Source organism: Prochlorococcus sp. MIT 1307, from assembly GCF_034092395.1.
GTDB lineage: Bacteria > Cyanobacteriota > Cyanobacteriia > PCC-6307 > Cyanobiaceae > AG-363-K07.
The window spans coordinates 1089228-1114823 of the sequence record NZ_CP139301.1 but is presented as its reverse complement, the minus strand read 5'-3'; the positions used below and the strand labels follow the sequence as shown (position 1 = coordinate 1114823).

Genomic DNA, 25596 nt, shown 5'->3' with positions numbered 1-25596 from the left:
TTTCTACCAGCGAAGTAAATTGAAATTTTCCATGTCAACAGTTACTCTATTTCGATATAGGGATAGAAGTATGGCTAATCCAACCGCAGCTTCTGCTGCGGCAACTGTAATGACAAATATTGTAAAGACTTGTCCACGAATTAATTCACCATCAAGATACGAAGAGAATGCCATTAGATTTATATTTACAGCATTTAGCATTAATTCAATACTCATCAATACACGTACAGCATTTCTACTATTGATCAGTCCCCATACCCCTATACAGAATAAAAAAGAAGCAAGAAGGAGATAAGCTTGAAGTGTGACGTGGAGGGAGGAAGTTACTAGCATCGGAATAAATGATTAAATTTAATAATTGTAGTTAATTTATGGTGAGGATTTATCAATCAGAAGAGGACTTCCAGCTTTTTCTATGAGATTCTGGTCTACCGAATTTCCTGTGCCTACGTCACTAACGAGAACATCTCTTCGTGCTAAAACTATTGCTCCAATCATGGCCATTAGTAGTAAGACTGAGGCAAGCTCGAATGGTAAAAGATAATCTGTAAAAAGATGCTCGCCAATTCGCACAGTTGCTTGTTCTCCTATTGCGGGTGGACCAGGCAGAGCCCAAGGAGTAGTTAAATCAACTCGGACAAGTAGTGCTAATAGTCCTATGCATACTGCTCCAGAAAGTATTCGTCTAACTTGTAAATTCTTTATTGGTTTAAGGTCTTCTTTTTTGTTGACCAGCATGATTGCGAAAAGAATTAGTACATTGACGGCACCGACGTAAACGAGTACTTGAGCTGCTGCTACAAAACTGGCATTTAATAGAAGGTATAGCCCAGCAACAGCCATAAATACTCCTCCTAGCAAGAATGCTGAGTAAACAATGTTTGTTAGTAGAATTACACCTAGACTGCCAATTACTACCACTGCAGCAAGGATTAAAAAACAAATTAACTCAGTGGAAGTAGCAATATTCATTGTTAATTCTTTTCTAGTTGATTTGCAATTTTGTTGGACTCTTTTAAATTTTTTTGAGGGGGATTTTTGTTCATAGATTCAAAAATTTCTTCAGGTAATTGTCCTGCTCTTGGTTGATCTTCGGGAAGCTCATGTGGATCCATTACTCCTGAAGGCAGATAGGGTAGTTCACGTAAAGCTTTGACTGAAGGGTCTGTGGTAACACTGGTTGGTAGTCGACCCAGAGCAACATTGTCATAGTTAAGGCTATGTCTATCAAATGCTGAAAGTTCATATTCCTCTGTCATAGAAAGACAATTAGTAGGGCAATATTCAACGCAATTCCCACAAAATATGCACACACCAAAATCTATTGAATAGTTACGAAGTTCTTTCTTCTTAGTTTCTTTATTCATTACCCAATCAACTACTGGAAGATTGATTGGGCATACCCTGACACAGACTTCACAAGCTATGCACTTGTCGAATTCATAATGAATCCTGCCTCGGTAGCGTTCAGAAGGAATTAATTTTTCATATGGATACTGAACCGTTATCGGGCGCCGGCGCATGTGGTCGAAAGTAACGGCTAGTCCTTGGATAAGGTAGTTAGCCGCACCAAACGCATCCTTGGTGTAATCAGAAACTTTTTTGAGGAAACTCATCATTCGCTCAGAACTTCCATGAGTGAAAAGCCTGTACGTGATAAATCTTACAAGCCTTTTCAACGTTATAAGTAGAATTACTCATGTTTTTAGAATTCTAGTCTTGGGGATTGTCGTCTAGTCAGCCGCCAAAAGCCAAAGGAAATGCGAGTTTGAGGGATGCTGTGATCAGGAGGTTAGCTAAGGAAATTGGCAGTAGAAACTTCCACCCAAGATCAAGAAGTTGATCAATTCGCACTCTGGGGGTAGTCCAACGGAGCAATATTGCCAGGAAAACTAACAGGTAGGTTTTCATTACAGTCATTACAATGCCTACTGATCCAGTAATGATTTGGATGAAAGGTGCATCTGCAGACTGACCTAACCAGTTAGCTAGCCATTCAATAGGGATAGGGAAGCCCCAGCCGCCTAAATACAGAACACATACAAGTAATGATGAAAGAACAAGATTGATATAACTGCCTAGATAAAACAAGGCGAACTTCATTCCTGCGTATTCGGTTTGATATCCAGCAACTAATTCTTCTTCTGCTTCAGGAAGATCGAAAGGTAGGCGCTCACATTCGGCAAGGGCACAGATCCAGAAGATTAAAAAACCTACAGGTTGTCTCCATATGTTCCAACTCAAAAAGCCTGCACTATTTTGTTGCCCAACAATGTCAACTGTGCTTAGAGAATTGCTCATCATCACAATCGCTAGTACTGCTAGAGCAAGAGGAATTTCATAACTTATAGATTGAGCAGCAGCTCTAAGTCCGCCTAAAAGTGAGTATTTGTTGTTTGACGCATAACCACTCATTAGTAAGCCAATCGGTTGAATACTGCTTAGGGCTATCCATAGGAAGATGCCTATCCCTACATTGCTAATTACAAGATTTTGGCCAAATGGAACTATGAGCCAGGACAGGATTACTGGCACCAAAACCAGCACGGGACCAAGGGTGAATAGCAGTCCATCAGCTCGTTTAGGGATTACATCTTCTTTAACCAGTAGTTTGAGTCCATCTGCCATTGGTTGAAGTATTCCTAGGGCCCCTGCATATTCAGGTCCCACTCGCTGTTGCGCAGCAGCAGAGATCTTCCGTTCAAGCCACACAGTTACTAGCACTCCAACAACAGCTGCCACGAGAACGAGCAGCATTGGTAGCGGTAACCAAAGTAAATGAGCGACTTGATGGGAGAGGCCTAGACCCTCCATAGCTTGATTGAAGCTCAATTCAAGATCGATCCCTGGTGTTGTTAGGGCCTGGGATGCTGCGCCAGTAGATGTCACCATTGGCATGGATGAGATGTATTCAAATTAGGAGTTTTCGGGAGTAGAACGTTCTTCAGCCGGCTTCCATTTTCTTGTTTTTACACCTGTATAAATTTGTGATGGCCTGAAAATTCGATTGGCACCTAGTTGTTCACGCCAATGAGCCAACCAGCCAGCAACTCGAGATATAGCAAATACTGGTGTGAAAAGATCTCTAGGAATACCAAGTTTTCGATAAACCAGTCCAGAATAAAAGTCAACATTTGGATATATACCTTTTGCACCTAGACGGTTCGAAGCTTCTTTTTCGAGAGCTCTTGCAACGTCATACATTTCATCCTTGCCAAATCGTGCGAAGAGTTCTTCTGCAAGTCCTTGAAGAATTGAGGCGCGCGGATCTTTTACTTTGTATTCACGATGGCCAAAACCCATGATTTTTTGTTTATGTGCAATTGCTTTGTCTAGATATGAGGAAGAATTTTCTGGGAGCCTAATATCTTCCAGCATTTTAATTACATCTTCATTTGCACCACCATGAAGAGGGCCAGCGAGAGTGCCTACTGCAGAGGCGACTACGGCATAAGGGTCAGTCAGCGTGCTTGCAGTAACTCGTGCACTAAAGGTACTGGCGTTGAGACTATGTTCTGCATGCAGAATTAGACACCTATCAAAGATCCTTGCTGAAAGAGGGTCTGGCTCGCGCTCTGTGAGCATGTACAAGAAATTTGCCGAATAAGCAAGATCATCACGAGGTTGAATTGGATCTTGCCCTTTTCGAATTAATTGAAAGGCTGCAACCATAGTTGGGATTTTGGCAATCAGCCTCACCACAGCGTCATAGACATATTGAGGGTTGTCTATTGCTCTTCGGGAATAAAACAGGCCAAGTGATGCCGCGCAGGATTGCAGGGCATCCATAGGATGTCCTGAAGCCGGGAAGCATTTCATCATGTCTCTGACCCTAAAGCTCACCCGCCTGTGCATTTGAACTTCTCGTTCAAAATCCCTTAATTGTTGTGGACTTGGTAAATTTCCCCAAATCAGTAAATAAGTAGTTTCTAGAAAACTGCTTTGAGCTGCAAGATCAGCAATAGGGTAGCCGCGATATTTAAGTTCTCCTTTGATGCCATCAATATCACAAATTGCAGACTGGGTGACTGGTACGCCTTCCAGTCCTGGACGCAATCCGATCGTTATGGGGTCGAGATGCTGATCTATTGTTTTTTGCTCCGCAAGCATATCTTTAGAGATAATGGGCCAATGAAGAAAATTATGTGAGCTAAATGAAGACTGGTTCTATAAGTGCTGTTATAGGCATGGCTCAAGAAGGTCTGAGAATTATTTTTTCATTTTAGATGGATGCAACCATCACTAGGTATAGAAGCCACCTCTCTTGACTTGAAGTGGAGAAGTGCCGAAATAAACCATATGAGTTGAAAGGAACTGAAATAAGAGAAATTATTTAAATCTCTTTAATAAGGAAAGCTTTCACATTTTTTTAAAAGGGCGAAATTTAGGAATTTTCATTGGCTCAGTAAATATTAATTATGAAAGTGATTTTTGTTCTTCTCTCAAGGAGCTAGTCCAACTGATGTTTATATATAAAGCTAAAGATAAAAACTGCTCAATGGATTTCACCTTAGTGCAAGCATAAATATTAACTAATATCCAACTTTGTGTTAAGATTGATGCTGTTAGGATTTCTTTCCGAATCTGTATTGATAGAAATTTCCATTCCCTGGATGTTTGGAGTTATCGAAGCACTTCCTATTACTTTTAGAAGCTGCCAAGGATACCACTGATTTAGTTGTTCTTGCGCTTGTATTGCATTTAAGGATATTTGCATTGCAGACATATTCATGCCTTCTGGATGAAATTCTCCCGATTCTTCTTGCTTTAGTCTTGATTCAGTTTGTTCTTTTTGCTGAAGTGCAAAAAGGTTCTCCCCCCACCAATTAATATCAGAATCTTGCAATAAAATTGCGCCAATTTTAGTTTTTAATTTGTCACCATCTTGGACATGCTCGGTGACCAGTTTTGACCATACTTGAAAGATTTTATTATTGATTAATAGCTCTGACCTCTTATAATTCTCTTTCGTGAGTAGCTTATCAATAAGAGATATAGGTGGACTTCCTTTTTTGGTCCCTATGACCCAACCCTTGGCTTCTTTTAGCCAAATTAATGGGCCCTCATTAAAAGTAATAATAGCTTTAGCTGTAACCCCTTCTAAAGATTGAAGCTTGGCTACTAATATTGGACCTATCAATTGACTTAGAGGATCATTGCTTGACTTGCTAAGTAAATCTAAAGGTGAATTAAAAAATGCGACTACTTCTTCTGATGTCCCCGCGATTTTATGAGTTGAGATGTTCTCATTGTTTTGAGGTGTTTGTTTTTTAATAGGGTTTTTAAATTCTAAAAATCCATTAATATCAATATAGGATTCATTAGCCTGAAAGGACGCTACAAAACCATTAAAGTCATCACGCTCACTTATTTTTAATGGTAGTGAGAATAAGGAATATAATGATTTTGGGGAAATTGTTAGTATGCCTAATCCATTATTAAGATGATTAATTGATTGTTTTAGAGTTTGATTGCCTAATTGATTTAGACCGGGTAATTGGGAAATACTTAGAGAGTCTTCTAGCCTTGATTTCTTTGAAGCGATGACAATTAGGTTATCACTTACTAAAGCTGTAGATACAGGTTGGTAGCTATTGACAGTTGAAGTCTGATTACCGCTAATTAAAGTAACTCCCCTATACTCACTTAGATTTAAATCTATTCCGTCTAAGCGTTGTTTTTGCCAAAAACTCTGTAGAAAGTTCTTACTCTCACTAACATTTCTACTTGATATGGCCATTACCCAGTCAAAATCTTGATGATCTTCATTTGCTTCAAAAAAAGCAAAGCTGATTTCAGGCCCTATCCATTCTGAAAGATCAGAATAAAAATTTAGACCTGCAAGTGCAAATAAGTTTTCTATTAACTCTCTGGATATTTTTTGAGCTTCGCTTATCTTTTTCTCTAAAGGCTCAGTTGATTGCAGGTATTGAGGAAGCTTTTCTTCTTTTATTGTCCAATGAAGAGATACTGATGAATTTTGGGGTAAAAATTTAGCTGTTTTCGGCAGTTCAAGTTGATTATTCTCAGTTGGATTTGTCCCTGAGAGGGCTAGAACCCTCTCAGGGACAAATACTATGAACTGCAGAAACACCAATGCAGTCGTCAAACTAAGTAGGAAGGGACGAACCTTCATGGATTAGCGATACGACACTTGTGGCTATTTTTATCCATTACCGAGCAGAATTCCTATTGGACTGACAATGGACAAATGGTTCAGCACGTTCCCAAGAATCTTGCTCCTCAAAAGCTACATAGTTGGCTAAATACAAACGCTTCTAATTTGGTGTTGGTAGATGTTCGGGAGGATGAAGAATTAGTTTTGGCTCCTTTCCCTTCTCAAGTGATTCATTTGCCTTTAAGTAAAGCGTCTGTATGGGTTCAAGAATTACCTGAGAGACTAGGAAAAACTCAACCAGTGGTGGTGATATGTCATTCAGGTGTGCGTAGTTGGAATTTTGCAACTTGGCTGTTAGAGCAAGGATGGGGAAACGAAGTTTGGAATCTTGAAGGGGGGATAGATGCCTGGAGCGTAAATGTTGATCCCAATGTTCCTCGTTATTGAGTAGTTATCGAAGACTTCTTAATAGTGTTGGGAGTGAGGTGATAAGTCTTCGTTCCATCTAATTATTGTTTCGATCCATTGGAGTCTCTCCCCGTAAGACAACAAGACGTTCTTCGAGCCACGGTGCATCATTACGTGGACACAATGGAACCTGTTGGTAGTAAAGCCCTGGTACGTCGCTTCAGTTTAAAAGCTAGTTCTTCGACAGTTCGATCGGATATGGGGGCTCTTGAAAACAAAGGATTACTCACACAGCCTCACCCTTCAGCAGGAAGGATTCCTAGTCCACAAGGCTATCGGCATTATGTGAATTGGCTCTTACCTCCTCCAGGAGTGACTGTGCAACATTTGGAAAGTGAATTGACGCATATGAGTCTTCGACTAGCTGCATTGGATGATCTCTTATGGCAATTGGCTAAACGTCTTACTGATTTTACAGGTTTGATGAGTTTGATTACTAGACCTGTTCGAAAGCAAAAAATGTTGGAGGAGGTTCGTTTGGTGCAAAGCGGAGAAAGACTTTTAGTCATGCTTGTAGAAAGTTCTAATCATGCAACTCACTTGAATGTTCGTCTCCCTTTTGAGGCCATAGGTGAGCTTGAAGCAATGGAAATTTGGATTCGTAAGCAACTGGCTCAATCAGACAAGGGAAGCTTGGATTGGTCAGCTTTGCCTCCTCAGCTTCATATGAGTGGAACAATTGTAAGAGAGGCAATTCAGAGTCATAGGTACTCTCTCTCAAATGTAGAGACTGGTGCGTTATTTCATGGAATGTCTCGATTAGTGGCTCAACCTGAATTTAGCCAAAGCAATAGTTTGCGACCTCTTTTAGAACTAATGGATAGTCACCCAGCCGCAGTTGTACCTATGGATGACTCACGTTTGGATGGTGTTTGGATTGGGGCCGAACACCCTCATAAGGCTTTGGTTGATTGTGCCGTGGTTCAAGCGACATATAAAAGTTCTAATGAGGGTGTTGGTCATGTTGCTTTAGTTGGCCCAATGCGTATGGCTTATGCAACAGCAATGGCCGCTGTGCGAAGTGTCGCAGATCACCTCGCTCGAGTTTTGAGTTAGTTGTGTCAAAGCTCAGTACCAAGTTTTTGTGCAACTGTATTGACATCCTTATCTCCTCGGCCAGAGCAATTGATGACTATTTCTGTACCAGGCTTTAGTGTCGGGCATAGTGTTTCTAGCCAAGCAAAAGCATGGGCAGTTTCAAGAGCAGGAATAATTCCTTCAAGTTGACTGACTAGTTTCAGTGCATTTAAAGCTTCTTGATCAGTGACCGCTGCATATTCAGCTCGGCCAATTTCGCGTAAATAACTGTGTTCTGGGCCAACTCCTGGGTAGTCAAGACCAGCACTTATGGAATGTGCTTCTTTAACTTGTCCATCATCATCTTGGAGTAGAAGGCTCATTGCTCCATGTAGGACTCCTATTCGCCCTTCAGTGATAGTGGCTGCATGGCGACCAGTGTCTACACCATCACCTGCGGCTTCTACTCCAATCATTCTCACAGATGTTTCTTCTACGAATGGGTGAAAAAGACCCATTGCATTAGAGCCTCCTCCTACACATGCGAGAAGTACATCGGGCAATCCACCAAAAGCATCAGAACATTGTTGTCGTGTTTCTTGGCCTATGACTGCATGAAAATCTCTTACCAGCATTGGATAAGGGTGCGGGCCTGCGACTGAGCCAAGAATGTAGTGAGTTGTTTCAACGTTAGTAACCCAATCACGAATGGCTTCACTTGTCGCATCTTTTAGGGTTGCTGTTCCTGCACTTACAGGTTCTACTTGTGCTCCAAGAAGTTTCATTCGGAATACATTGAGTGATTGTCTTCTCATGTCTTCTTCACCCATGTAGATAACACATTGAAGGCCAAATCTTGCACATACAGTTGCTGTGGCTACTCCATGTTGTCCAGCGCCTGTTTCAGCAATAATTCGCTTTTTCCCCATCCTTAAAGCAAGCAGGGCTTGGCCCAATGCGTTATTGATTTTGTGAGCACCTGTGTGATTGAGGTCTTCGCGCTTAAGCCAAATTCTTGGTCCACCATCAGAGCGGCAGTAATGCTTGGTTAGCCTTGTTGCTTCATATAGAGGTGTTGCGCGCCCTACATAAGAGCGCAACAGATGATTTAGTTCTCTGGTGAATGCTTTATCTTTCCATGCCTTTGTAGCAGCCTGCTCTAATTCACTCAAAGCAGGCATAAGAGTTTCTGGTACATATTGACCTCCATACCGACCAAAACGGCCTAGAGAGGTTGGACGTGCATTGACTGTTAAATCCACATCTTTTGGTTGAGATGAAAGCGTGCTTGTCACCGTGATGAGGGGAAGATATATACCAGCCTAAGAATTAGATCAATGCCTAAAGGAAGTTGGCTTGAATTTAATGATCCTTCAACATCAAAAATGCAAAGATCTCAATCGATTGCAGACAAAGCGGAACGTCACGTGCGAGTTCAGAGATTAAGAGGTGGTAAAGGTGGGAAGACCGTAACTGTAATTAGTGGGCTTGAGCTCGATTCAATAGCAGCCAAGTCTCTTTTAAAGAGGTTGAAAACCCGTTGTGGAACTGGAGGGACCTTAAAAGCAGATGCTCTTGAGCTACAAGGTGACCAGGTTTCAGATGCTTTAGAGCTTTTGAGGCAAGAGGGGTATAGGCCCAAAAAATCTGGTGGATAACCTAAGAAAGTTTTGTTCTCATTGCGATGGAGAATGGGATTAACAAACAAGCAATCATTTACAAATGGTCGAACCATTAGCAGGAGCAATAACCCCAAAAGCCACCAACATTGTTTGGCACCAAGCATCTGTAGATAGAGATGCAATTGCTCAAAAAAGAGGACATAGCAGTGCAATTCTTTGGTTTACCGGTTTGTCTGGTTCTGGAAAAAGTACGTTGGCAAATGCTGTGAATATGGCTCTGTTTGAGATGGGGGTGTCTACTTATGTCCTTGATGGTGACAACATTCGTCATGGTCTCTGTAAAGACTTGGGATTTTCGAATCTTGATCGAGAGGAGAATATTCGTCGTATAGGAGAGGTGTCCAAACTTTTTCTTGATGCAGGCATTATTGTTTTAACTGCATTTGTATCTCCATTTCGCTTAGATAGAGACAAAGCTAGATCCTTAGTGAATGATGGAGACTTCTTAGAAATTTTTTGTGCGGCAGATCTCAAAACTTGTGAACAAAGAGATACCAAAGGTCTTTATGCAAAGGCAAGAGCAGGCGAGATTAAGGATTTCACAGGAATATCAAGTCCATATGAAGAACCAGAATCCCCAGAATTGAGAATTGATACTGGTATTCAGGATTTGGAGAGATGTGTTGAAACTGTTATTAGTAAATTGGTGGGGTTAAAGATAATTGATAGAGTAAGAGTCAAGAATTAGGACTTTTCATTTTATTTTTACTTTTGAGATAAATATTCTATTGCACCTAAAGCTTGGATTTTTTTGTCTTTTGAGACTACTTGATTATGCATTGATTGTCTGTATTGAGCCACTTGTTTATTGATTTTGGAGTTAAAAGTTCCCAAAATTTGTGCAGCTAAAAGACCTGCATTTAGACCACCCCCTATGGCTACTGTTGCTACTGGAATTCCACCTGGCATCTGTAAGATTGAATACATCGAGTCCACTCCAGAAAGAGATTGGCTTTTAACTGGAACACCTATGACTGGAATTGTTGTAAGGGATGCAATCATTCCAGGTAAGTGTGCTGCACCTCCAGCTCCTGCAATGATTACTTTTAGACCATTTTTTTCTGCTTCTTGAGCAAATTTCATCATTTCTAGAGGCGTTCTATGTGCCGACAGAATGCGTACTTCAGCGTTTAGGCCAAAGTGGGTTAAGACTTCAATGGCTGGTTTTAGTGTCTCGAGATCAGAGTCACTCCCCATGACAACTGCAACTTGTGTTGGAAGTTCAGCTTTAGCTGAAGACAATTGTCCACTCGCAGAGTTCATTATTAATAATGATTAGAAATGCATTGTTTCGCATTATTCATCGCTGATTCTTCCAATGCGTCGGATTACTCATGTCCGCTTGCCAGAGCCACTTGGCAATTGTGAAGGAAACTTGTGGTGGGTTCTCTTGGATGAGCAGGACATTGTGCTCTCAATTCACCCAATGGAACGAGGTTCTTCTATGGCTGGCGCTCACTGGGGAGGAGATTGGCTTAGTCCTATGGGGATAGACCTTCAAATGAATGGAGGTTTGGGATTGGCTTTCCCTGAGCTTACTGATCAAGACCTCCCAATTCTTTTGGACCTATTGGATAAGCTTTGGCTTGATGGTGTGGAGGCGATTTGTCCCACATTTATTAGCGGTGAACTCGCTGCATTTCATTTAGGTTTAGATGTACTTCGCAAAGCAAGGAAACTAAATTCTTCTAATAGATGCAAACTGCTTGGGGCCCATCTTGAAGGCCCATTTTTGGCACAAGAACGATGTGGTGCCCACTCTCGTGAGTTCTTATCTTCTCCCAGTCTGTCAGCTTTACACCAACTTATTGGCGGCAGAGAAGACGAGATTGATCTCGTCACATTGGCTCCAGAATTAGATGGTTCTTTAGAGGTGATAACCAGACTGAAGAATTTAGGAGTGATTGTTTGTCTAGGCCATTCTTCTGCTAATGAAAAAATTTGCCGCTTTGCATTTGATCAGGGTGTCAGCATGCTGACTCACGGTTTTAATGCCATGCCTGGATTAGGGCATAGGGCTCCTGGCCCCATAGGAGAAGCAATTAATCATGGGGGGATTGCTATTGGTTTAATAGCTGATGGAGCTCATATTCATCCAAGTATTGCTGTTCTTCTCCAAAGGGTGGCTTCCAAACAAGTGGTTTTAGTAAGCGATGCTATTGCTCCGTATGGACTGCAAGATGGGAATTACACATGGGACAAACGCTCAATTATTTCAGAAAAAGGTTGTTGCAGACTTGAGAATGGCACTCTGGCAGGTTCGACTGTTCCCTTGTTAAAGGCATGTCAAAATCTCGCTAGATGGAGTGGAGAGGCTTCTTCTGCAATTTGGTCTGCAACTATTGCGCCACGTTTGGTTTTAGCTAAAACTGATAAATCAAATGACTATTTGATTGGCCAGCCTTTGAAGCACTTGCTGCGATGGACAATGAACGTTGAACAAGATGAGCTGTCTTGGCAGCGAGCTGCTTAATATCTCGTCGGATTGACAATTAATCAATGTCTACTGAAAAATTTGAGCAACTAAAGCAAGCCGAGAAATCTGCAGTTGAAACCTACTTCAATGGAATGGGCTTTGACCGCTGGAACCGTATTTATAGCGAAAGTGCTGATGTCAATAAAGTTCAACGAAATATACGCATAGGTCATCAGAAGACAGTTGACGATGTGCTTGGTTGGTTGAAGGATTCTGGAGGTATTAGCCAGATCAGTTTTTGTGATGCTGGCTGCGGTGTCGGTAGTCTTTGTCTTCCTTTGGCTGCTATGGGTGCAGGATCAATTTCTGCTAGCGATATATCTCAGGCAATGGTGGAAGAAACTAAGCGACGTTCAAAATTATTAGACCTTGATCTCAGTAAATTAACGTTCACAACTTCAGACTTAGAGAGTGTTCAGGGCTCATTTCATACTGTTATTTGTCTTGATGTGTTTATTCATTATCCGCAACAGCAAGCGGAAGAAATGGTGCGACATCTTTGTAGCTTATCGCAAGAAAGATTGATTGTTAGTTTTGCCCCTTTTACGCCTCTGCTTGCATTATTAAAACGAATTGGTCAGTTTTTTCCAGGACCAAGTAAGACTACTCGTGCATACACTCTTCGTGAAGATGGCATAGTAAGAGCTGCAAAAGAATGTGGCTTTAAACTAACTAAGAGTAAATTAAATAAAGCTCCTTTTTATTTTTCAAAATTAATTGAGTTTAAAAGAATTTGATTTAATATGAATGTCTAGCAACTATTAAAAATAGCTTGTAGGTTAGGTAATTTATGTGAGAAGAATATCTGATCACCTTAAGCTGCTTGTTAGATTGCAATTTCCTATCCAAAGTTCTTTTGGTAATGGTGCCTTAAAAGAATATATTTTATTTTCTATGGGTATATTTAGGATCTTGTGTGCGTGTAATAAGTACCCTCCCTGCCCCGGAGTTGAGTCGCTTGAAAAGAGTCCAGATGGTCCAAACAAAGGATCTCCGATTAGTGGTGTTCCAATAGAGGCTAGATGAATGCGTATTTGATGAGGACGTCCTGTAAATATAGTTACTTCTAAGAGATCCATGTCGCTTCGCCTTTCAAGTAATTTCACCTTAGAGAAAGCTTCTAGAGGGGCAGAGCTTTGCTCAATTTGGTGAATCTCGTTTTTTTCTTTTTTGTAGATATTCCAAACTTGGTTGAGTTTAGGGTGGGCGCATCTTTGTATTGGAGTGTTTATCTGAATAGACTCACCTATTCCCAGCTTAGAGTTTGTTTTGGCCAGTGTTCGATAGATTCTGCGGAAAGAACTTTCCTCGAAACAATTATTTCGGAAAACTGCACAGAGGTTTGCACGAGTTTTTTTTTGCCTTGCGCATACTAATAACCCTGAAGTATATCGACCTAGTCTATGAATAGGTTTTGGTGCTAAATCCTTATGTGCAATTTTAGATTCTAAGTGAAGAAACTCTGTTAATGTATGTTTTAAGAAACCTCCACCTGGCGTGGTAGGTAGCCCTGCAGGCTTGTTAATTACCATCACATCATTGTTATCAAAAATAATTTCCCAAGAAGCAGGCACTCCAGCTTCTTCCCATGGTGGACGGTCCCAAGTTAATAAATCACCTTCAGAAAGAATTTGATGATTTTCTGCCTTTTTATTGTTGACCTTAACCTCGCCTTTCTTGATTCGTTCAGACCAATCTATTAAAGATGAATGTTTATACTTGTATAGTAATAGCTCCAATAGAGTTGTATGGTTATCTTTTTGTTTTATTTTCTCGACATATTTCCAGCCATTATTGAAGCTTTTTGGAATCCATATGGACCTATAATGATATTTATCTGAAGTCAATTATTAAGTTACTAAATGATTTTCTAGCGCATACCTCACTAATTCAGTTCGACTTGATGTTTCTGTTTTAATAAAAAGCCGACTTACATATTTTTCTACATTTCTAATAGACGTTTCTAGCTTTCTGGCAATTTCTTTGTTCATTAGCCCTTCTGCAACTAGTTGCAACACGCTTGCTTCTCTGGGTGTGAAGTTTGGCAGTGTGATATCTCTTGAAGGTGCAGGTTCGCCGTGTGTAAGCATTGAACGTATTTCGGTGATTTGTCTAGCCATTTGTCCAACATCCGCATTGGCAAATCTTGCTGCTTCTGCGAGTAACCTTTCTTGGCGATTGACTACATTACGCACACGTGCAATTAATTCGTCAGGGTCAAATGGCTTAGAAATATAGTCATCAACACCTGCTAAATAGCCTTGGGTTCTATCAACTGTCATCCCCTTGGCAGTTAGAAATATTACTGGTGTTCCCCCTAGGCGTTCGTCTTCTCGTAGTCGCTTTAGTAGTTCATAGCCATCACACCGTGGCATCATCACATCACTAATGACCAAATCAGGAAATAATTGTTGAGATTTTTGCCAGCCTTCTTCACCATCTACAGCGGTTGTGACGTCAAACCCTTCATCCTGAAGATATGCTTGCACTGCTGTTCGAAGTCCTGGTTCATCGTCAACTAGTAGCAGTCGAGGCTGCTTTACCGCTTCATTATTAGAAGGTTGAGTTTCAATCATCATTCGATGAAGGAGATTTGTAGAAATCTAGAGGCTATATCCATGTAAGTTGCTGATCTCGTAAAAACAGCCTAAGCAGATTTAGATCTCTACGCTGGCTTTTCTAGAGTGATTTCTGGAACAAGGAATAAAACAAGCTCTGGAAGGATGCAGTTAGTTAATTCTCGCGTGATAAATCAACAAATTCCTCTTGATTTTGATTTTCAGGCCACTACTCCCTGTGAGCTTGAGGTAATAGATGCAATGGCGCCTTATTGGTCAGAGCTTTGCGGCAATGCTTCGAACCGTCAGAACAGAGCTGGCTTATATGCCTCTGCATCGTTGAGTTTAGCGAGAGAACAACTGGCTTCATTCCTGAAGATTGAACCTGAGAGATTGATCTTTACAAGCGGTGCAACTGAAGCAAATAATTTAGCTCTCCTTGGTCATGCGCGTGCAAAGGCTTTAGAGCTTGGTAAGCCAGGGCATGTGATCACTGTTTCTACTGAACACAATTCAGTGATAGATCCTATTAGGCAACTACAAAGAGAGGGCTTTCGTCTGACAGTAATAAACCCTTTACCTGATGGGCTAGTTCCCATTGAACAGTTTGTTGAGTCGTTTCAACATGACACTATTTTGGTAAGTGTAATGATGGCAAATAATGAAATAGGTGTCTTGCAACCTCTTGCAGAGTTATCAAAATTGTGTAGTGAAAGAGATGTGAGTTTTCATAGTGATGCTGCTCAAGCATTTGGCCAATTTACTTTCGACTTAAATGAGCTAAATATAGATTTTTTGACTTTGAGTGGGCATAAGATCTATGGGCCTAAAGGAATTGGAGCTTTGGTGATTCGCAAAGGTGTTCTCATCACTCCTTTACAATGGGGGGGTGGACAAGAGCAAGGAATTAGGGCAGGAACTGTTCCAATTCCCCTGGTAATTGGCCTTGCAAAAGCAGCAGAATTAGCCTTTAAAGATTTAAATAGTCGTAAGAATAGACTGGAAAAGCTACGTAATAAACTTTGGGATGGTTTAAGAGAAAGAGTTCCAGATTTAATCATTAATGGTTCTCTTAAGTATAGGTTATCTCATAATCTGAATTTTACTGTTCCAGGTGTTCAAGGGCATCATTTACATCGCGCTTTACAACCACTCTTGATTTGTAGTAGTGGATCTGCTTGTAATAATGGAGCAACATCGCATGTCTTAAAAGCAATTGGAAGGTCAAAGGAAGAGTCGGATGCTTCTCTTAGGCTGAGCATTGGTAGACATACCACACTTAGTCAAGTAGAAAAAGCTATTGATTTAATTTCAAAAGTGATTATTGATCTTAGGTAGTTAAGAGGATATTGAACTTCGATGCTAAAAATTAGCCAGTCTAGTTAATTAAAAGGAACGGTTTATGTTAATAGACCGCATGAAAGCTTGCGTCGTGCAACCCTGTATTTTGCACTTCTGCTTCGAGGATTATGCTTTATTTCCTCAGGAAGTGCTCGAAGTGGTTTTTTTGTAATTCGTTCTAAACGCTCATCATTCAGAAATGCTTTTTTTACACGCCTATCTTCAAGTGAGTGAAAACTAATTATGCTTAATAAACCACCTGCTTTAATCCAATCTGGAGCTTTAATGAGTAACTTATCAAGAACTTCTAGTTCATTATTTACAGCTATTCGTAATGCTTGAAAAGTTCTAGTTGCTGGGTGGATTTTCCCATGACGTAATTTTGGTGGGTAGCAGCCGGCTATTGCATAGGCGAGAGAGAGAGTCCCTTGGTAGGGTCCTTCCTTTAGTAAGTCTGTTTTTATTTTTCTAGCAATTTTCCTAGAGAACCTTTCTTCGCCATTCTTATAGATGAGGTTTGCAAGTTCCGCCTCCTCGATTTCTTGGATTAGTTCAGCAGCTGTTATCCCTTGTTTTGGGTTCATACGCATATCCAATGGTCCATTGAAGCGGAAACTAAACCCTCTTTCTGCATTATCGAGTTGAGGGCTGCTTACTCCTAGATCAGCTAAAACAGCAATTGCTTGTTCAGGAGGTGTGAAATCTGCGAAATTTGTTTCTATGATTTTTACCCTTGATCCAAAAAGAGCTAATCGTTGTGCGGCAGCAGCTCTTGCCGTCGGATCCTGATCTAAGCCAATGATGTTTAAATTTGAGTAGGCTTCTAAGAGAAGTTCACAGTGCCCCCCTCCTCCTAGAGTTGCATCAATTATTAATCCGTTATTAAGCATTTTTTCAGGCAAATTATTTATTGATGCCAGGAACTCATGAGCAAGTACAGGAAGATGCTGGAACCTAGAAGTTGTATTTGTCGATTGGTGAGGCATAGTTTCTTCCTAAGATCTAGTTAATTCACTTTTCTTTAGGCCCCTATGACGCAGCTAGAAACGCGCACGGAGCCAATGGTGGTCAACTTTGGCCCCCATCATCCTTCTATGCATGGTGTCTTGCGCTTGGTAGTGACATTAGATGGAGAAGATGTTGTCGACTGTGAGCCGGTGATTGGTTATCTCCATCGTGGGATGGAGAAAATTGCTGAAAACAGAACGAACGTGATGTTTGTTCCTTATGTAAGCCGTATGGATTACGCGGCTGGAATGTTTTATGAAGCGATAGTAGTAAATGCTCCAGAACGCTTAGCAAATATTTCTGTACCCAAACGAGCAAGTTATATAAGGGTTCTAATGCTTGAGTTGAACAGGATTGCGAACCACTTGCTTTGGCTCGGGCCATTTTTGGCAGATGTAGGAGCTCAAACACCTTTCTTTTATATTTTTCGAGAACGTGAAATGATTTATGACCTTTGGGAAGCTGCGACTGGACAGCGTTTGATAAACAATAATTATTTCCGAATTGGTGGAGTGGCTTGTGACCTTCCTTGGGGCTGGCTTGTGAAATGTAGAGACTTCTGTGATTGGTTTGGCCCAAAGATTGATGAATATGAAAAGTTAATTACCAATAATCCAATTTTTCGTCGGCGAATAGAAGGATTAGGAACAATTGGACGTGAGGAAGCTATTAATTGGAGCCTTTCAGGACCAATGCTTCGTGCTTCAGGCGTCCCTTGGGATTTGCGCAAGGTAGATCATTATGAGTGTTATGACGACTTTGATTGGGATGTGGCTTGGGAGAAAGAAGGTGATTGCTATGCCCGTTACCGAGTAAGGATTGAGGAAATGCGTCAATCTCTCAAAATTCTGAAGCAGGCAATTGAAATGATCCCAGGGGGGGCAACAGAAAATCTAGAGGCTCACCGTATGGCAGAGGGTAAAGGTAGTCCGTTTGCAGGATTTGATTATCAATATGTTGCTAAGAAAGTAGCTCCTACATTCAAAATCCCAAAGGGTGAGTTGTATACCCGGTTGGAGTCTGGCAAAGGAGAAATAGGTGTGTTTTTGCAAGGAAATAATGATGTCACCCCTTGGAGATTCAAAATACGTGCTGCTGATTTAAATAATCTGCAAATCCTTCCTCATATTCTCAAAGGTGCCAAAGTTGCTGACATCATGGCCATTCTTGGTTCAATTGACGTCATCATGGGCTCAGTAGATCGCTGATTCTCGCTTTGTTGACTGAAAACGCCGAGCATTGGCTTCTTTTGAGCCGAGTTGTACGCTTTGGAGATTCAGATGCAGCAGGTGTAATTCATTTTCACAACTTGCTACGTTGGTGCCATGAAGCATGGGAAGAAAGTCTTGAAAAATATGGATTACATTCATCAGACTTTTTCCCGGGAGCTGTTCAGGACGACAAGAGACTGAATGTTGCTCTGCCTATTGTGCATTGCAAGGCTGATTTCCGTTCACCTATAAAGACAGGCGACCATTTGGAAATCATTCTTTCCCCAGAAAAAATTGATATCAGTAGCTTTCAGATTCAAAGTCGATTTCAACGAGATGGTGAAAATGTTGCATTAGGTCTAATAAGACATCTTGCTATTAATGTTCAAACTAGACAACGTTGTGCTTTGCCAGAAAAAATTGATCTTTGGTTAGAGTCCTCGTCTTTACATCTAGGCCCAAGGCCATTATGAGACAAATTATTGCTTTATATATTTATTCTTCCACCATTTTTTCCATTTAGAACGTTGCCATTTACCAACTAAATTAGTTGAGAGTTGAGGACACTCATACCAATCAGAAGGCCTTTCAGCAGGTCGCCAAGTTTTTGCTTCCTGTCTGAGTAAATTGAATCGCGTTCTCTTTTCGCTAGGTGTTAGCTTTGCTTGCCATCGAACTAATCCAATTAGCCTTTGCCCCCATTCATCATCGCTAATTGGTAACAAAATAATATTTTGAATAGGGAGGTTATTTGTTTTTGCATATTTTAGTATTCTTGCTTCTAAAGTCTCAGGAAAAATAGTTTCACCGCCTGAGTTAATTGCTGTATCTAAACGTCCATGGATTTCAACTTGGCACAAAGAATTCTCTATATTTAGTGTCGCTGAGTCGCCTGACTGCCACCATCCATTTTGATCACAAAGACTTTCAAGGTGACCATCTTTCCAACGCGCAACGGCAAGCCTTTTAGTTTTTACTTCTAATGCACCACTTGTATTAAGACGGAGTTCAACATCACCTAAAGGATTGCCACAGCCCTTTTTACCAGAGAGGAATAAATTAGGGTGAAGAACTGTTACCATGGCAGCAGTTTCAGTTGATCCATAACAAGGCGCTAATCGAATATTATTTCTTCTGGCCTCTTCAGATAACTGCTCAGAAAGTTTTGAACCACCTACCCATATTATATCAAAACATTGTAACCAAAGAAGGCCTATTTTGCTTGCAAGTAGGCGATTTATTTGAGTAGGCACTAAAGAAATAACTATAGGGTTAATCTTCTGTCTTAAGATTGATTTGTATGAATGCTCTAATGCAATTTGATCACGCATTAATGATGCTGCTAACCAAATATGTTTACAGCCCCAAACACGACTCCGCCACCAAGGCATTAGTCCACTGACATGATGAAAGGGCAATGGATTGATAATGGTGCAATTCTTCGGTTCATAACCCTGTTCCATTAGCCATTCCCCTGTGGCAAAAGCTGACTGGTCAAGGTTTGAGCAAGGCTGTAGGCAGTGATGTGGCATTCCAAGGCTTCCTCCACTTGCAATGACAACCCCTGGCCCTTTAGGTAGTAGATGATTGGGGATGCATACTTCCTCCCCCATTTTGGGTAATAATTGCACCCAAAATTCTTTCTCAATTGCATCTTCTAATTGGCTGGCATTTGCAGATGAATTTGTTGGATTACATTTCAATGCCATCAGGTGCTTCATGCAGCCTCCCAGACATCATGAGGATTATTACTAAAAAGTAGGCTGTTAGGGCACCAGCCTGGTGCAAAACCTGGAGCCGTTGGAGTTGGTCCTTGTTGTTGCAAGGCAGCAAGATGGTGAATCCAGCGGAGCCCAATTCCTGTTTCAAAAGTCGTACTTATCATTTTGTAGCTGGCCTTCTTTTTTAGTTCTTGTAGCAGGGCTCTTGGATCACCTTCCAGAGTCGGACGTCGGACTTGCCAACTCTGCCAACTTTTTCGCAGAGATGGCTGCATTAACAGCGATTCGTCAAGGGCAATGGGTATATTTTTTGCTAGTTCTGCAAGCCCTTCCAGGTCATCTGCTGGAAGCGGTTGTTCTAACCATTCTAATTGTGGCTCTGTAAGAAAATGTTGTGCCCATTGTTTAGATTGAATGCGGTCAAGGCCACCATTGGCATCCAGCCTTAAACGTGCGTTGTTAGGTAAACGCTCCAGGATTTGAAATAGTAGTGCTTCTTCCTTCTGTGTTGCCTCAAGACCTATTTTCCATTTTAAGGTTAATGGATGTTGATTTGTCTCGAGGTTATTCAATAAAATATCAATTTCTTTGAGAACTGATTGATTGTTTGATAACAAGATTGCTGATCTAGGTGCTGGGAGCCAATCTGCATCGCTTCCTATTCCAATTAGACCATTAAGTTCTCCTAAAGCTGCACCTACCCCAAAAGCTAAAGATTCTGGCCAAAAAGGTAAATTAGTTTCTAACTCATCATGGGAAATTTTATTGCCAAGGCTTTTTAATAGATTTCCAGATATAGCTATTTCTGAGTGACTCAAGGAAGACACTTCCCCCCAACCGCTTTTGCCTAATGCATTTTCAAGATGGATTAACCATCCTTTTTTTTCTTCAATAATGCCTTGAGATGTTTTGAGTCTCTTAATTAGCCGAAATGAGAATGGTTTTATATGAATGCTCAGACGCATTTGTCTAAATTTGATTAACTAAACTAATTCCGAAAACTGGGCCAAGTGCAAGGCCGACACTCAAACCCAATCCATTTAAGGCTTGGAAGTGTAACGCTAAGAATTTGCTACCACTGACTCTCTCAGGATGATTGTGATGCCTACTTAGTAAACGTACAAGTGCAATCCCTGAAGGTAACCCAATCAAACCTAGGAGTGCTGTTATGGGCCAATGCCTTTGCATTATTGGAATTAATTCCAAAGTCATTATGAGTGCTAACAACCAGGGAATTAGTTTGGCTGAACGTTTAGTCCCTAATCGGACTAAAGGAGATCGTTTCCCGTGTGCAGAATCTTCAGCAACTTGATGAAAATGTGAGCAAAAAAGAACTAATGTTGTTGCGAGTGCAGGGCCGGCCCCCAGTGTTGTAGCTACTCTCCAAGGGATGTTGGAGGGATTAATCCCGCTTGGTGATAGTACTAATAGTGCTGCTGCGGTAGCGAACGGTCCAAAGGCGATCCAGCAAAGAGGTTCTCCTAACCCATGGTAACCAAGTCGAAAAGGTGGCCCTTGATAGAGGTAACCGAGTGCACAGCTACCTAGGACTAAAAAGAGTACCGAGGGGTTGCTTCGAAAGGCCAGTAGCATTATTAGAGCTAAACCTAAGAAGAGTGCGGCGTAGGCCAAACGACGAACAGGCTGCTTGTTCCCTAGTAATGCAACAACCGAATGGGGCTTGTTGAATTCATCTATGCCAGTATCCGCATCGAAAAGGTCATTGGTTAAGTTTTCCCATAGCAAAAGTAGTATTGAAGCAATCAAAAAACCAACTAATTGGTCTAATCGCACAATTTGGCCTGCATTAAATCTCCATCCAGCGGCTAAAAGCACTGGCATCACAGCAACTGAATATAAAGGCCACTTGATTGCGGCTTTCCAAAGGAGACGTTTTTCAGCATTTGAGGCGTAAAGGGATGCAACATCCTGTTGGTTTTGCATGGAATTAACCCCTTTTTTGCCTGGTGACGGTTTATACATTTGAGCAGTATGTGTGATCAGCTCGAATCCCATATGACAGCTGGACCCACTTTTAGTGACATTTTGACCGCAACAGCCAAAGGCTGGTGCGCAAGGAAGGCTGATGAGCCAGTTTTGAGCTTAGCTGTGCGAATCAAAGGAGTTGACCCACTATGTCAGTTGCCTTTAATTGCTGAGAAAGAGCAATTTCGATTTCTCTGGGATGGCTCTCCAGGACGTTGTTTTGCGGCTTCTGGAAGATGTCAGTCTTTAGATATTTCTGGACCTAGGAGGTTTGAACTAGCCCAACGCTTCAGCGATGTCACGCTTGGACGGCTTATAGAGATCACTCCAGAAGCGCCTCCATATTCCAACCCTCGAATATTGTTGGCATTTTCCTTTTTTGAACAAACTTCAGAGTGCCAGAGGACGCATGGACTTCCTCCAGCGGTACAGGCTGTACTGCCAAGGTGGCAACTTTGCCAACAAGGTAGTCAGAGCTGGTTGCGCTTGACGGCTGTGGCTACTCATGAGGCGGAAGCACGTGTACTTGCTGAAAAGTTGTGGCTAATGAGTCAAAGCGTCACACAAATCTCAGAGCAAAAAGAAAGAATTTTGACGAATATCGGTTCTGTCCTTTCATTTCCTCAGCAATGGCAAGATTGTTATCGGCCTGCATTAATTCGTGGGATTGATCTGGTCAATCATGGAATTCTTGACAAATTAGTTCTTGCTGTTCGTCAATCGATCTGGCTTGAAACTCCTTTAGATCCATTGGGAATGCTTTCTCGTCTTCGTAGGCAGCAAACAGGAAGTTGCCGTTTCCTCTGGCAGAGAACCCCAGATGAAGTGTTTTTTGGCGCTTCACCTGAACGACTCCTTAGTCTTCGAAAAGGGAATCTCCAAATTGATGCACTTGCAGGCACTGCAACTCGACAAGATGATGAAAGGTCTTTACTTCGGTCTGATAAGGATTTGAGAGAGCATGAGCTCGTGGTTGCGTCAATTGCCAATCAATTGATTAGTGAAGGTCTTGTTCCAAGACGGCCAAGGCGTCCTCAGCTTGCTCGACATGGTCATCTAGTCCATTTACATACTCCGATTAATGCTGTTGCTGGAGATAAATCACCTTTATCTTTAGTAGGTGCATTGCACCCTACACCTGCTGTTGCTGGCTTCCCGCGAAGAGAGGCAATGACTTGGCTGCGAACTTTGGAGCCATTTGAGCGAGGTAGTTATGCTGCTCCAATTGGGTGGATTGATAACTCAGGGAATGCTGAGTTTAGAGTTGCTATTCGTTGTGGTATGGCAAGAGGTAGAACGCTAGAGTTGACTGCAGGAGCAGGGCTTGTAAGAGGCTCGATAGCTCAAAGAGAGCTTCAAGAGGTTGGGCTTAAATTGGCAGTCTTAGCTGATCAACTTGACATTCGCTCGAAACGATCTAGTAGTCGTTCCATTACTTGATCGGCTAAAGGAATAGTCATAAGGCGTTCAACTTCTCTAATGCCAGTTGGACTAGTGACATTGATTTCACTTAACATTCCTCCAATTACATCTATCCCAACGAAGAATAAGCCTTGACTTTTTAAGTCTGGCGCTAGTTCTTCACATATTTCTTGTTCACGAATAGATAGTTTTGTTGCCTCTGCTTGGCCCCCTAAAGCAAGATTACTTCGAAAATCTCCCAACTTAGGGCGACGATTTATTGCTCCCAAAGGTTCGCCATCTACTAGCAAGATTCTTTTGTCACCTTCGACTACATCTGGTAAGAAGCATTGCATCATTACTGGCAAGCGTTCTTGATCAGTCATTAATTCGATTAAAGCCTCCAGTCCGGGAGCATTTTTGGCGACTCGAATTACTCCTTGACCACCTTTTCCTCCTAGAGGCTTCACTACAACTTCTCCTTGCTCTCTTGCGAAGTCTGTTAATTCAACAACTCGACTAGCTACAAGTGTAGGTGCCATCAATTTGCTATATCTCAGGGCTCCTAATTTTTCATTCCAGGCTCTTAATGAAGCTGGTTTATTCAAAATGACAACGCCTTCTCGTTCTGCTACTTCAAGTAAATGTGTTGCATATAGAAAGGCTTCATCTACTGGAGGGTCTTTGCGCATCCAGATGCAATGGAAATCAGTTAATGGTTTACTTTGAGGTTTATCTATATCGATCCATGGCTCTGGAATAACAGGATTTGTCACTACCCAAGCCTTATCTCCATGAGCTTGTAAAGCGGAGGGAGTGCAGGTCCAAACTTCAATGGATGCGCGTTGTGCTGCTTGCATCAAAGCAGCTGACGAATCTTTCTCAGGATTTATGTTCTTAATTGGATCGAGTACAAAAAGATGTTTCATAGCCTTAATTCACGAAACCAAGCAGAGTGTTGAGTTGTTTCTTGTCTTCAAGAGCGTGTAACTCATCACATCCACCAATCCCTTTCTCATCAATAAAAATTTGGGGCACTGTGGTCCGACCATCTGCTCGATCAGCCATTGCTCTACGAGCTGCTTGGTCTCCATCAATTGCATATTCAATGTAATCGACACCTTTGCTTGTTAGTAGGCTTTTTGCACGCATGCAAAATGGGCATGATTGCCAGGTGTAAATTTCAACTTTTGCCATTGGGTCATTTTTAGTTGTTGAAGATCCTATGAGGCTTCTTAAACTGATAGCGTCTTTGTGCTTTGAGACTTGACGATTGCTCGACCTAACTGACTTTAAAAGAGATCTGTCTGAGCTCACTGACCGCCTGGGCAATGCTCAGGACTGTCTTTGACGTTCCTGCGTTAAATGCTCGAAAAAAAGATCTTGAACAACTTGCAGCACAGCCGGATTTTTGGAACAACCAGAAGAACGCTCAAAAGCAAATGCGAAAGTTGGACGAGGTGAAGGCCCGATTATCAGAATTAGTGAGATGGCAAAGCGCTATTGCAGACGCAAAAGCCACACTTGAGCTTTACGAGCTAGAACCCGATATGGAGATGCTTCATGAGGCCCAAGATGGCTTGGCTCAGTTGAGGATAGACCTCGATCGATGGGAATTAGAACGTCTTTTAAGTGGCCCTTATGATAATGAAGGAGTTGTTTTATCTATAAATGCAGGAGCAGGAGGGACTGATGCTCAGGATTGGGCGCAGATGCTCTTGAGGATGTACACACGATGGGCCGAAGATCATGGTATGAAAGTCACCGTCGATGAATTGTCTGAAGGAGAAGAGGCTGGAATAAAAAGTGCAACTGTTGAGATTGAGGGGCGGCATGCTTATGGCTACCTTCAGAATGAGAAAGGGACCCATAGGTTGGTCAGGATCTCTCCTTTTAATGCGAATAGCAAGCGTCAAACAAGTTTTGCAGGTGTTGAGGTCATGCCCAAACTCGACCATGAAGTTCAGTTGGAAATTCCTGAAAAAGACCTAGAAGTAACGACAAGTCGTTCTGGTGGAGCTGGTGGTCAGAATGTCAATAAAGTTGAAACTGCCGTACGTATCTTGCATATTCCTACTGGTTTAGCGGTTCGTTGTACTCAAGAGCGTTCTCAATTACAAAATAAGGAGAAGGCAATGGCTTTGTTGAAAGCTAAATTACTGATCATTGCCGAGGAACAACGTGCTGCTGAGATTGCTGATATAAGGGGTGACATAGTTGAGGCAGCATGGGGGAATCAGATTCGAAACTATGTCTTTCATCCCTATCAAATGGTCAAAGATTTAAGAACCGAGTATGAGACGACGGATGTCCAAGCTGTAATGAACGGAAAGTTGGACCCATTTATTCAATCTCTTTTAAGGCAAGGTTTAGATCGTTCAGATATCAACTTAGATAATTAAAAAGCTCACATCAATAAAAATTCATCAATGAAGAATTCAGATTCGCAGAAAACACCTTCCCCCAGTTTTGTGAAATTGGCGATGAAGAATATGGTTCAAAAGGGTAATCAGAGCCTGACACATTTTGCCTTAACAGCCTTTGGCTTTGTTGTGTTTATAGTTGTTGTTGCTTCATTAGGGCGTCCTACACTTCCGCAATAAAGTGAT

At 41.6% G+C, this 25596-nt stretch carries 28 protein-coding genes; 12 read left to right on the top strand and 16 right to left on the bottom strand.

The features are described from left to right. Nucleotides 1-3: 3 nt before the first annotated feature. From nuoK to SOI82_RS05770, 6 genes are all read right to left on the bottom strand, one after another. Entirely contained in the window at nt 4-333 is a 330-nt protein-coding gene (gene nuoK, locus SOI82_RS05795) for an NADH-quinone oxidoreductase subunit NuoK (RefSeq protein ID WP_320666519.1), read from the bottom strand. A gap of 36 nt (nt 334-369) precedes the next feature. Continuing rightward, nucleotides 370-972, bottom strand: coding sequence for an NADH-quinone oxidoreductase subunit J (locus SOI82_RS05790; RefSeq protein WP_320666518.1), 603 nt, complete (start codon nt 970-972; stop codon nt 370-372). Nucleotides 973-974: 2 nt separating this feature from the next. After that, nucleotides 975-1619 (bottom strand): NAD(P)H-quinone oxidoreductase subunit I, encoded by a 645-nt coding sequence (gene ndhI, locus SOI82_RS05785; protein ID WP_320666517.1) that lies wholly within the window; start codon nt 1617-1619, stop codon nt 975-977. A 118-nt stretch (nt 1620-1737) separates the two neighbouring features. Next, nucleotides 1738-2892, bottom strand: a complete 1155-nt coding sequence (nuoH, locus tag SOI82_RS05780) for an NADH-quinone oxidoreductase subunit NuoH (RefSeq protein WP_320666516.1) — start codon at nt 2890-2892, stop codon at nt 1738-1740. A gap of 24 nt (nt 2893-2916) precedes the next feature. After that, nucleotides 2917-4110 (bottom strand): citrate synthase, encoded by a 1194-nt coding sequence (locus SOI82_RS05775; RefSeq protein ID WP_320666515.1) that lies wholly within the window; start codon nt 4108-4110, stop codon nt 2917-2919. 418 nt (nt 4111-4528) lie between these two features. Next, complete coding sequence (locus SOI82_RS05770) at nt 4529-6136, bottom strand: DUF3352 domain-containing protein (RefSeq protein WP_320666514.1); 1608 nt, start codon at nt 6134-6136, stop codon at nt 4529-4531. A 75-nt stretch (nt 6137-6211) separates the two neighbouring features. On the opposite strand from SOI82_RS05770, the gene SOI82_RS05765 reads away from it, so the two are divergent. Together SOI82_RS05765 and SOI82_RS05760 are read left to right on the top strand one after the other, a co-directional pair. Then, nucleotides 6212-6565 (top strand): rhodanese-like domain-containing protein, encoded by a 354-nt coding sequence (locus SOI82_RS05765; protein ID WP_320666513.1) that lies wholly within the window; start codon nt 6212-6214, stop codon nt 6563-6565. A gap of 78 nt (nt 6566-6643) precedes the next feature. After that, a complete protein-coding gene (locus SOI82_RS05760) occupies nt 6644-7642 on the top strand; it encodes an HrcA family transcriptional regulator (RefSeq protein ID WP_320666512.1) in 999 nt (332 codons plus the stop codon). A gap of 5 nt (nt 7643-7647) precedes the next feature. Here SOI82_RS05760 and trpB read toward each other — a convergent pair whose 3' ends face one another. After that, nucleotides 7648-8898 (bottom strand): tryptophan synthase subunit beta, encoded by a 1251-nt coding sequence (trpB, locus tag SOI82_RS05755; RefSeq protein ID WP_320666511.1) that lies wholly within the window; start codon nt 8896-8898, stop codon nt 7648-7650. 42 nt (nt 8899-8940) lie between these two features. Here trpB and SOI82_RS05750 point away from each other — a divergent pair, with 42 nt between their 5' ends. Further along, nucleotides 8941-9261 (top strand): translation initiation factor, encoded by a 321-nt coding sequence (locus tag SOI82_RS05750; RefSeq protein ID WP_320666510.1) that lies wholly within the window; start codon nt 8941-8943, stop codon nt 9259-9261. Nucleotides 9262-9325: 64 nt separating this feature from the next. Further along, the gene (gene cysC / locus SOI82_RS05745; protein ID WP_320666509.1) at nt 9326-9973 is read left to right on the top strand and encodes an adenylyl-sulfate kinase; all 648 of its coding nucleotides are present in this window, start codon (nt 9326-9328) and stop codon (nt 9971-9973) included. Between the two features lie 17 nt (nt 9974-9990). Here the strand turns inward: cysC and purE are convergent, their stop codons facing one another. After that, complete coding sequence (purE, locus tag SOI82_RS05740) at nt 9991-10548, bottom strand: 5-(carboxyamino)imidazole ribonucleotide mutase (protein ID WP_320666508.1); 558 nt, start codon at nt 10546-10548, stop codon at nt 9991-9993. Between the two features lie 55 nt (nt 10549-10603). Between purE and SOI82_RS05735 the strand changes: the two genes are divergently transcribed. Together SOI82_RS05735 and bchM are read left to right on the top strand one after the other, a co-directional pair. Next, nucleotides 10604-11758 carry an N-acetylglucosamine-6-phosphate deacetylase gene (locus SOI82_RS05735; protein ID WP_320666507.1) on the top strand — a complete coding sequence of 385 codons (1155 nt, stop codon included), beginning with the start codon at nt 10604-10606 and terminating at the stop codon, nt 11756-11758. 26 nt (nt 11759-11784) lie between these two features. Continuing rightward, nucleotides 11785-12498, top strand: coding sequence for a magnesium protoporphyrin IX methyltransferase (gene bchM / locus SOI82_RS05730; protein WP_320666506.1), 714 nt, complete (start codon nt 11785-11787; stop codon nt 12496-12498). 72 nt (nt 12499-12570) lie between these two features. Here the strand turns inward: bchM and SOI82_RS05725 are convergent, their stop codons facing one another. Both SOI82_RS05725 and SOI82_RS05720 read right to left on the bottom strand, forming a co-directional pair. Then, nucleotides 12571-13608 (bottom strand): pseudouridine synthase, encoded by a 1038-nt coding sequence (locus SOI82_RS05725; protein WP_320666505.1) that lies wholly within the window; start codon nt 13606-13608, stop codon nt 12571-12573. A 3-nt stretch (nt 13609-13611) separates the two neighbouring features. Beyond that, a complete protein-coding gene (locus SOI82_RS05720; protein ID WP_320668352.1) occupies nt 13612-14337 on the bottom strand; it encodes a response regulator transcription factor in 726 nt (241 codons plus the stop codon). A 147-nt stretch (nt 14338-14484) separates the two neighbouring features. On the opposite strand from SOI82_RS05720, the gene SOI82_RS05715 reads away from it, so the two are divergent. Then, on the top strand, nt 14485-15657 hold the full coding sequence (locus SOI82_RS05715) for a cysteine desulfurase family protein (RefSeq protein ID WP_320666504.1): 1173 nt from the start codon (nt 14485-14487) through the stop codon (nt 15655-15657). Nucleotides 15658-15719: 62 nt separating this feature from the next. On the opposite strand, the gene rsmH is transcribed toward SOI82_RS05715, so the two are convergent. Next, the gene (gene rsmH, locus SOI82_RS05710; protein ID WP_320666503.1) at nt 15720-16646 is read right to left on the bottom strand and encodes a 16S rRNA (cytosine(1402)-N(4))-methyltransferase RsmH; all 927 of its coding nucleotides are present in this window, start codon (nt 16644-16646) and stop codon (nt 15720-15722) included. A gap of 45 nt (nt 16647-16691) precedes the next feature. On the opposite strand from rsmH, the gene SOI82_RS05705 reads away from it, so the two are divergent. After that, nucleotides 16692-17876, top strand: coding sequence for an NAD(P)H-quinone oxidoreductase subunit H (locus SOI82_RS05705; protein ID WP_320666502.1), 1185 nt, complete (start codon nt 16692-16694; stop codon nt 17874-17876). 11 nt (nt 17877-17887) lie between these two features. Then, entirely contained in the window at nt 17888-18352 is a 465-nt protein-coding gene (locus SOI82_RS05700) for an acyl-CoA thioesterase (RefSeq protein ID WP_320666501.1), read from the top strand. A 6-nt stretch (nt 18353-18358) separates the two neighbouring features. Here the strand turns inward: SOI82_RS05700 and SOI82_RS05695 are convergent, their stop codons facing one another. The 3 genes from SOI82_RS05695 to menA are packed head-to-tail and all read right to left on the bottom strand — an operon-like array spanning nt 18359 to nt 21544. Beyond that, nucleotides 18359-19600, bottom strand: coding sequence for an AMP-binding protein (locus SOI82_RS05695; protein WP_320666500.1), 1242 nt, complete (start codon nt 19598-19600; stop codon nt 18359-18361). Then, nucleotides 19597-20565 carry an o-succinylbenzoate synthase gene (locus SOI82_RS05690; RefSeq protein ID WP_320666499.1) on the bottom strand — a complete coding sequence of 323 codons (969 nt, stop codon included), beginning with the start codon at nt 20563-20565 and terminating at the stop codon, nt 19597-19599. The genes SOI82_RS05695 and SOI82_RS05690 overlap by 4 nt, the downstream gene beginning before the upstream one ends. Nucleotides 20566-20569: 4 nt before the next feature. Then, complete coding sequence (menA, locus tag SOI82_RS05685; protein ID WP_320668351.1) at nt 20570-21544, bottom strand: 2-carboxy-1,4-naphthoquinone phytyltransferase; 975 nt, start codon at nt 21542-21544, stop codon at nt 20570-20572. 72 nt (nt 21545-21616) lie between these two features. On the opposite strand from menA, the gene SOI82_RS05680 reads away from it, so the two are divergent. Beyond that, entirely contained in the window at nt 21617-23026 is a 1410-nt protein-coding gene (locus SOI82_RS05680; protein ID WP_320666498.1) for an isochorismate synthase, read from the top strand. Here the strand turns inward: SOI82_RS05680 and gshB are convergent. Continuing rightward, a complete protein-coding gene (gshB, locus tag SOI82_RS05675) occupies nt 22978-23916 on the bottom strand; it encodes a glutathione synthase (RefSeq protein WP_320666497.1) in 939 nt (312 codons plus the stop codon). The two genes, SOI82_RS05680 and gshB, sit on opposite strands and share 49 nt — an antisense overlap. Before the next feature lie 4 nt (nt 23917-23920). After that, nucleotides 23921-24184, bottom strand: coding sequence for a glutaredoxin 3 (grxC, locus tag SOI82_RS05670; protein ID WP_320666496.1), 264 nt, complete (start codon nt 24182-24184; stop codon nt 23921-23923). A gap of 76 nt (nt 24185-24260) precedes the next feature. Here grxC and prfB point away from each other — a divergent pair. Together prfB and SOI82_RS05660 are read left to right on the top strand one after the other, a co-directional pair. Further along, nucleotides 24261-25389, top strand: a protein-coding gene (gene prfB, locus SOI82_RS05665) for a peptide chain release factor 2 (RefSeq protein WP_320666495.1) whose coding sequence is annotated in 2 segments (ribosomal slippage) — nt 24261-24335 and nt 24337-25389 — 1128 coding nt in all. Because the reading frame shifts where the segments join, the coding sequence is not laid out codon by codon here. 27 nt (nt 25390-25416) lie between these two features. Then, on the top strand, nt 25417-25590 hold the full coding sequence (locus tag SOI82_RS05660; protein WP_320666494.1) for a DUF3285 domain-containing protein: 174 nt from the start codon (nt 25417-25419) through the stop codon (nt 25588-25590). The last annotated feature ends 6 nt before the right edge of the window (nt 25591-25596 follow it).

What these genes read in the sequence shown, in the direction of transcription:
- menA (WP_320668351.1), bottom strand. Translation starts at nt 21,544, where the DNA reads ATGCAAAACCAACAGGATGTTGCATCCCTTTACGCCTCAAATGCTGAA.
- SOI82_RS05735 (WP_320666507.1), top strand. Translation starts at nt 10,604, where the DNA reads ATGCGTCGGATTACTCATGTCCGCTTGCCAGAGCCACTTGGCAATTGT.
- ndhI (WP_320666517.1), bottom strand. Translation starts at nt 1,619, where the DNA reads ATGATGAGTTTCCTCAAAAAAGTTTCTGATTACACCAAGGATGCGTTT.
- SOI82_RS05750 (WP_320666510.1), top strand. Translation starts at nt 8,941, where the DNA reads ATGCCTAAAGGAAGTTGGCTTGAATTTAATGATCCTTCAACATCAAAA.
- SOI82_RS05765 (WP_320666513.1), top strand. Translation starts at nt 6,212, where the DNA reads ATGGTTCAGCACGTTCCCAAGAATCTTGCTCCTCAAAAGCTACATAGT.
- SOI82_RS05695 (WP_320666500.1), bottom strand. Translation starts at nt 19,600, where the DNA reads ATGAAGCACCTGATGGCATTGAAATGTAATCCAACAAATTCATCTGCA.
- SOI82_RS05775 (WP_320666515.1), bottom strand. Translation starts at nt 4,110, where the DNA reads ATGCTTGCGGAGCAAAAAACAATAGATCAGCATCTCGACCCCATAACG.
- grxC (WP_320666496.1), bottom strand. Translation starts at nt 24,184, where the DNA reads ATGGCAAAAGTTGAAATTTACACCTGGCAATCATGCCCATTTTGCATG.
- SOI82_RS05660 (WP_320666494.1), top strand. Translation starts at nt 25,417, where the DNA reads ATGAAGAATTCAGATTCGCAGAAAACACCTTCCCCCAGTTTTGTGAAA.
- SOI82_RS05680 (WP_320666498.1), top strand. Translation starts at nt 21,617, where the DNA reads ATGACAGCTGGACCCACTTTTAGTGACATTTTGACCGCAACAGCCAAA.
- SOI82_RS05690 (WP_320666499.1), bottom strand. Translation starts at nt 20,565, where the DNA reads ATGCGTCTGAGCATTCATATAAAACCATTCTCATTTCGGCTAATTAAG.
- bchM (WP_320666506.1), top strand. Translation starts at nt 11,785, where the DNA reads ATGTCTACTGAAAAATTTGAGCAACTAAAGCAAGCCGAGAAATCTGCA.
- SOI82_RS05715 (WP_320666504.1), top strand. Translation starts at nt 14,485, where the DNA reads ATGCAGTTAGTTAATTCTCGCGTGATAAATCAACAAATTCCTCTTGAT.
- SOI82_RS05770 (WP_320666514.1), bottom strand. Translation starts at nt 6,136, where the DNA reads ATGAAGGTTCGTCCCTTCCTACTTAGTTTGACGACTGCATTGGTGTTT.
- SOI82_RS05720 (WP_320668352.1), bottom strand. Translation starts at nt 14,337, where the DNA reads ATGATTGAAACTCAACCTTCTAATAATGAAGCGGTAAAGCAGCCTCGA.
- nuoK (WP_320666519.1), bottom strand. Translation starts at nt 333, where the DNA reads ATGCTAGTAACTTCCTCCCTCCACGTCACACTTCAAGCTTATCTCCTT.
- rsmH (WP_320666503.1), bottom strand. Translation starts at nt 16,646, where the DNA reads ATGCCTCACCAATCGACAAATACAACTTCTAGGTTCCAGCATCTTCCT.
- cysC (WP_320666509.1), top strand. Translation starts at nt 9,326, where the DNA reads ATGGTCGAACCATTAGCAGGAGCAATAACCCCAAAAGCCACCAACATT.
- SOI82_RS05705 (WP_320666502.1), top strand. Translation starts at nt 16,692, where the DNA reads ATGACGCAGCTAGAAACGCGCACGGAGCCAATGGTGGTCAACTTTGGC.
- nuoH (WP_320666516.1), bottom strand. Translation starts at nt 2,892, where the DNA reads ATGGTGACATCTACTGGCGCAGCATCCCAGGCCCTAACAACACCAGGG.
- gshB (WP_320666497.1), bottom strand. Translation starts at nt 23,916, where the DNA reads ATGAAACATCTTTTTGTACTCGATCCAATTAAGAACATAAATCCTGAG.
- purE (WP_320666508.1), bottom strand. Translation starts at nt 10,548, where the DNA reads ATGAACTCTGCGAGTGGACAATTGTCTTCAGCTAAAGCTGAACTTCCA.
- SOI82_RS05790 (WP_320666518.1), bottom strand. Translation starts at nt 972, where the DNA reads ATGAATATTGCTACTTCCACTGAGTTAATTTGTTTTTTAATCCTTGCT.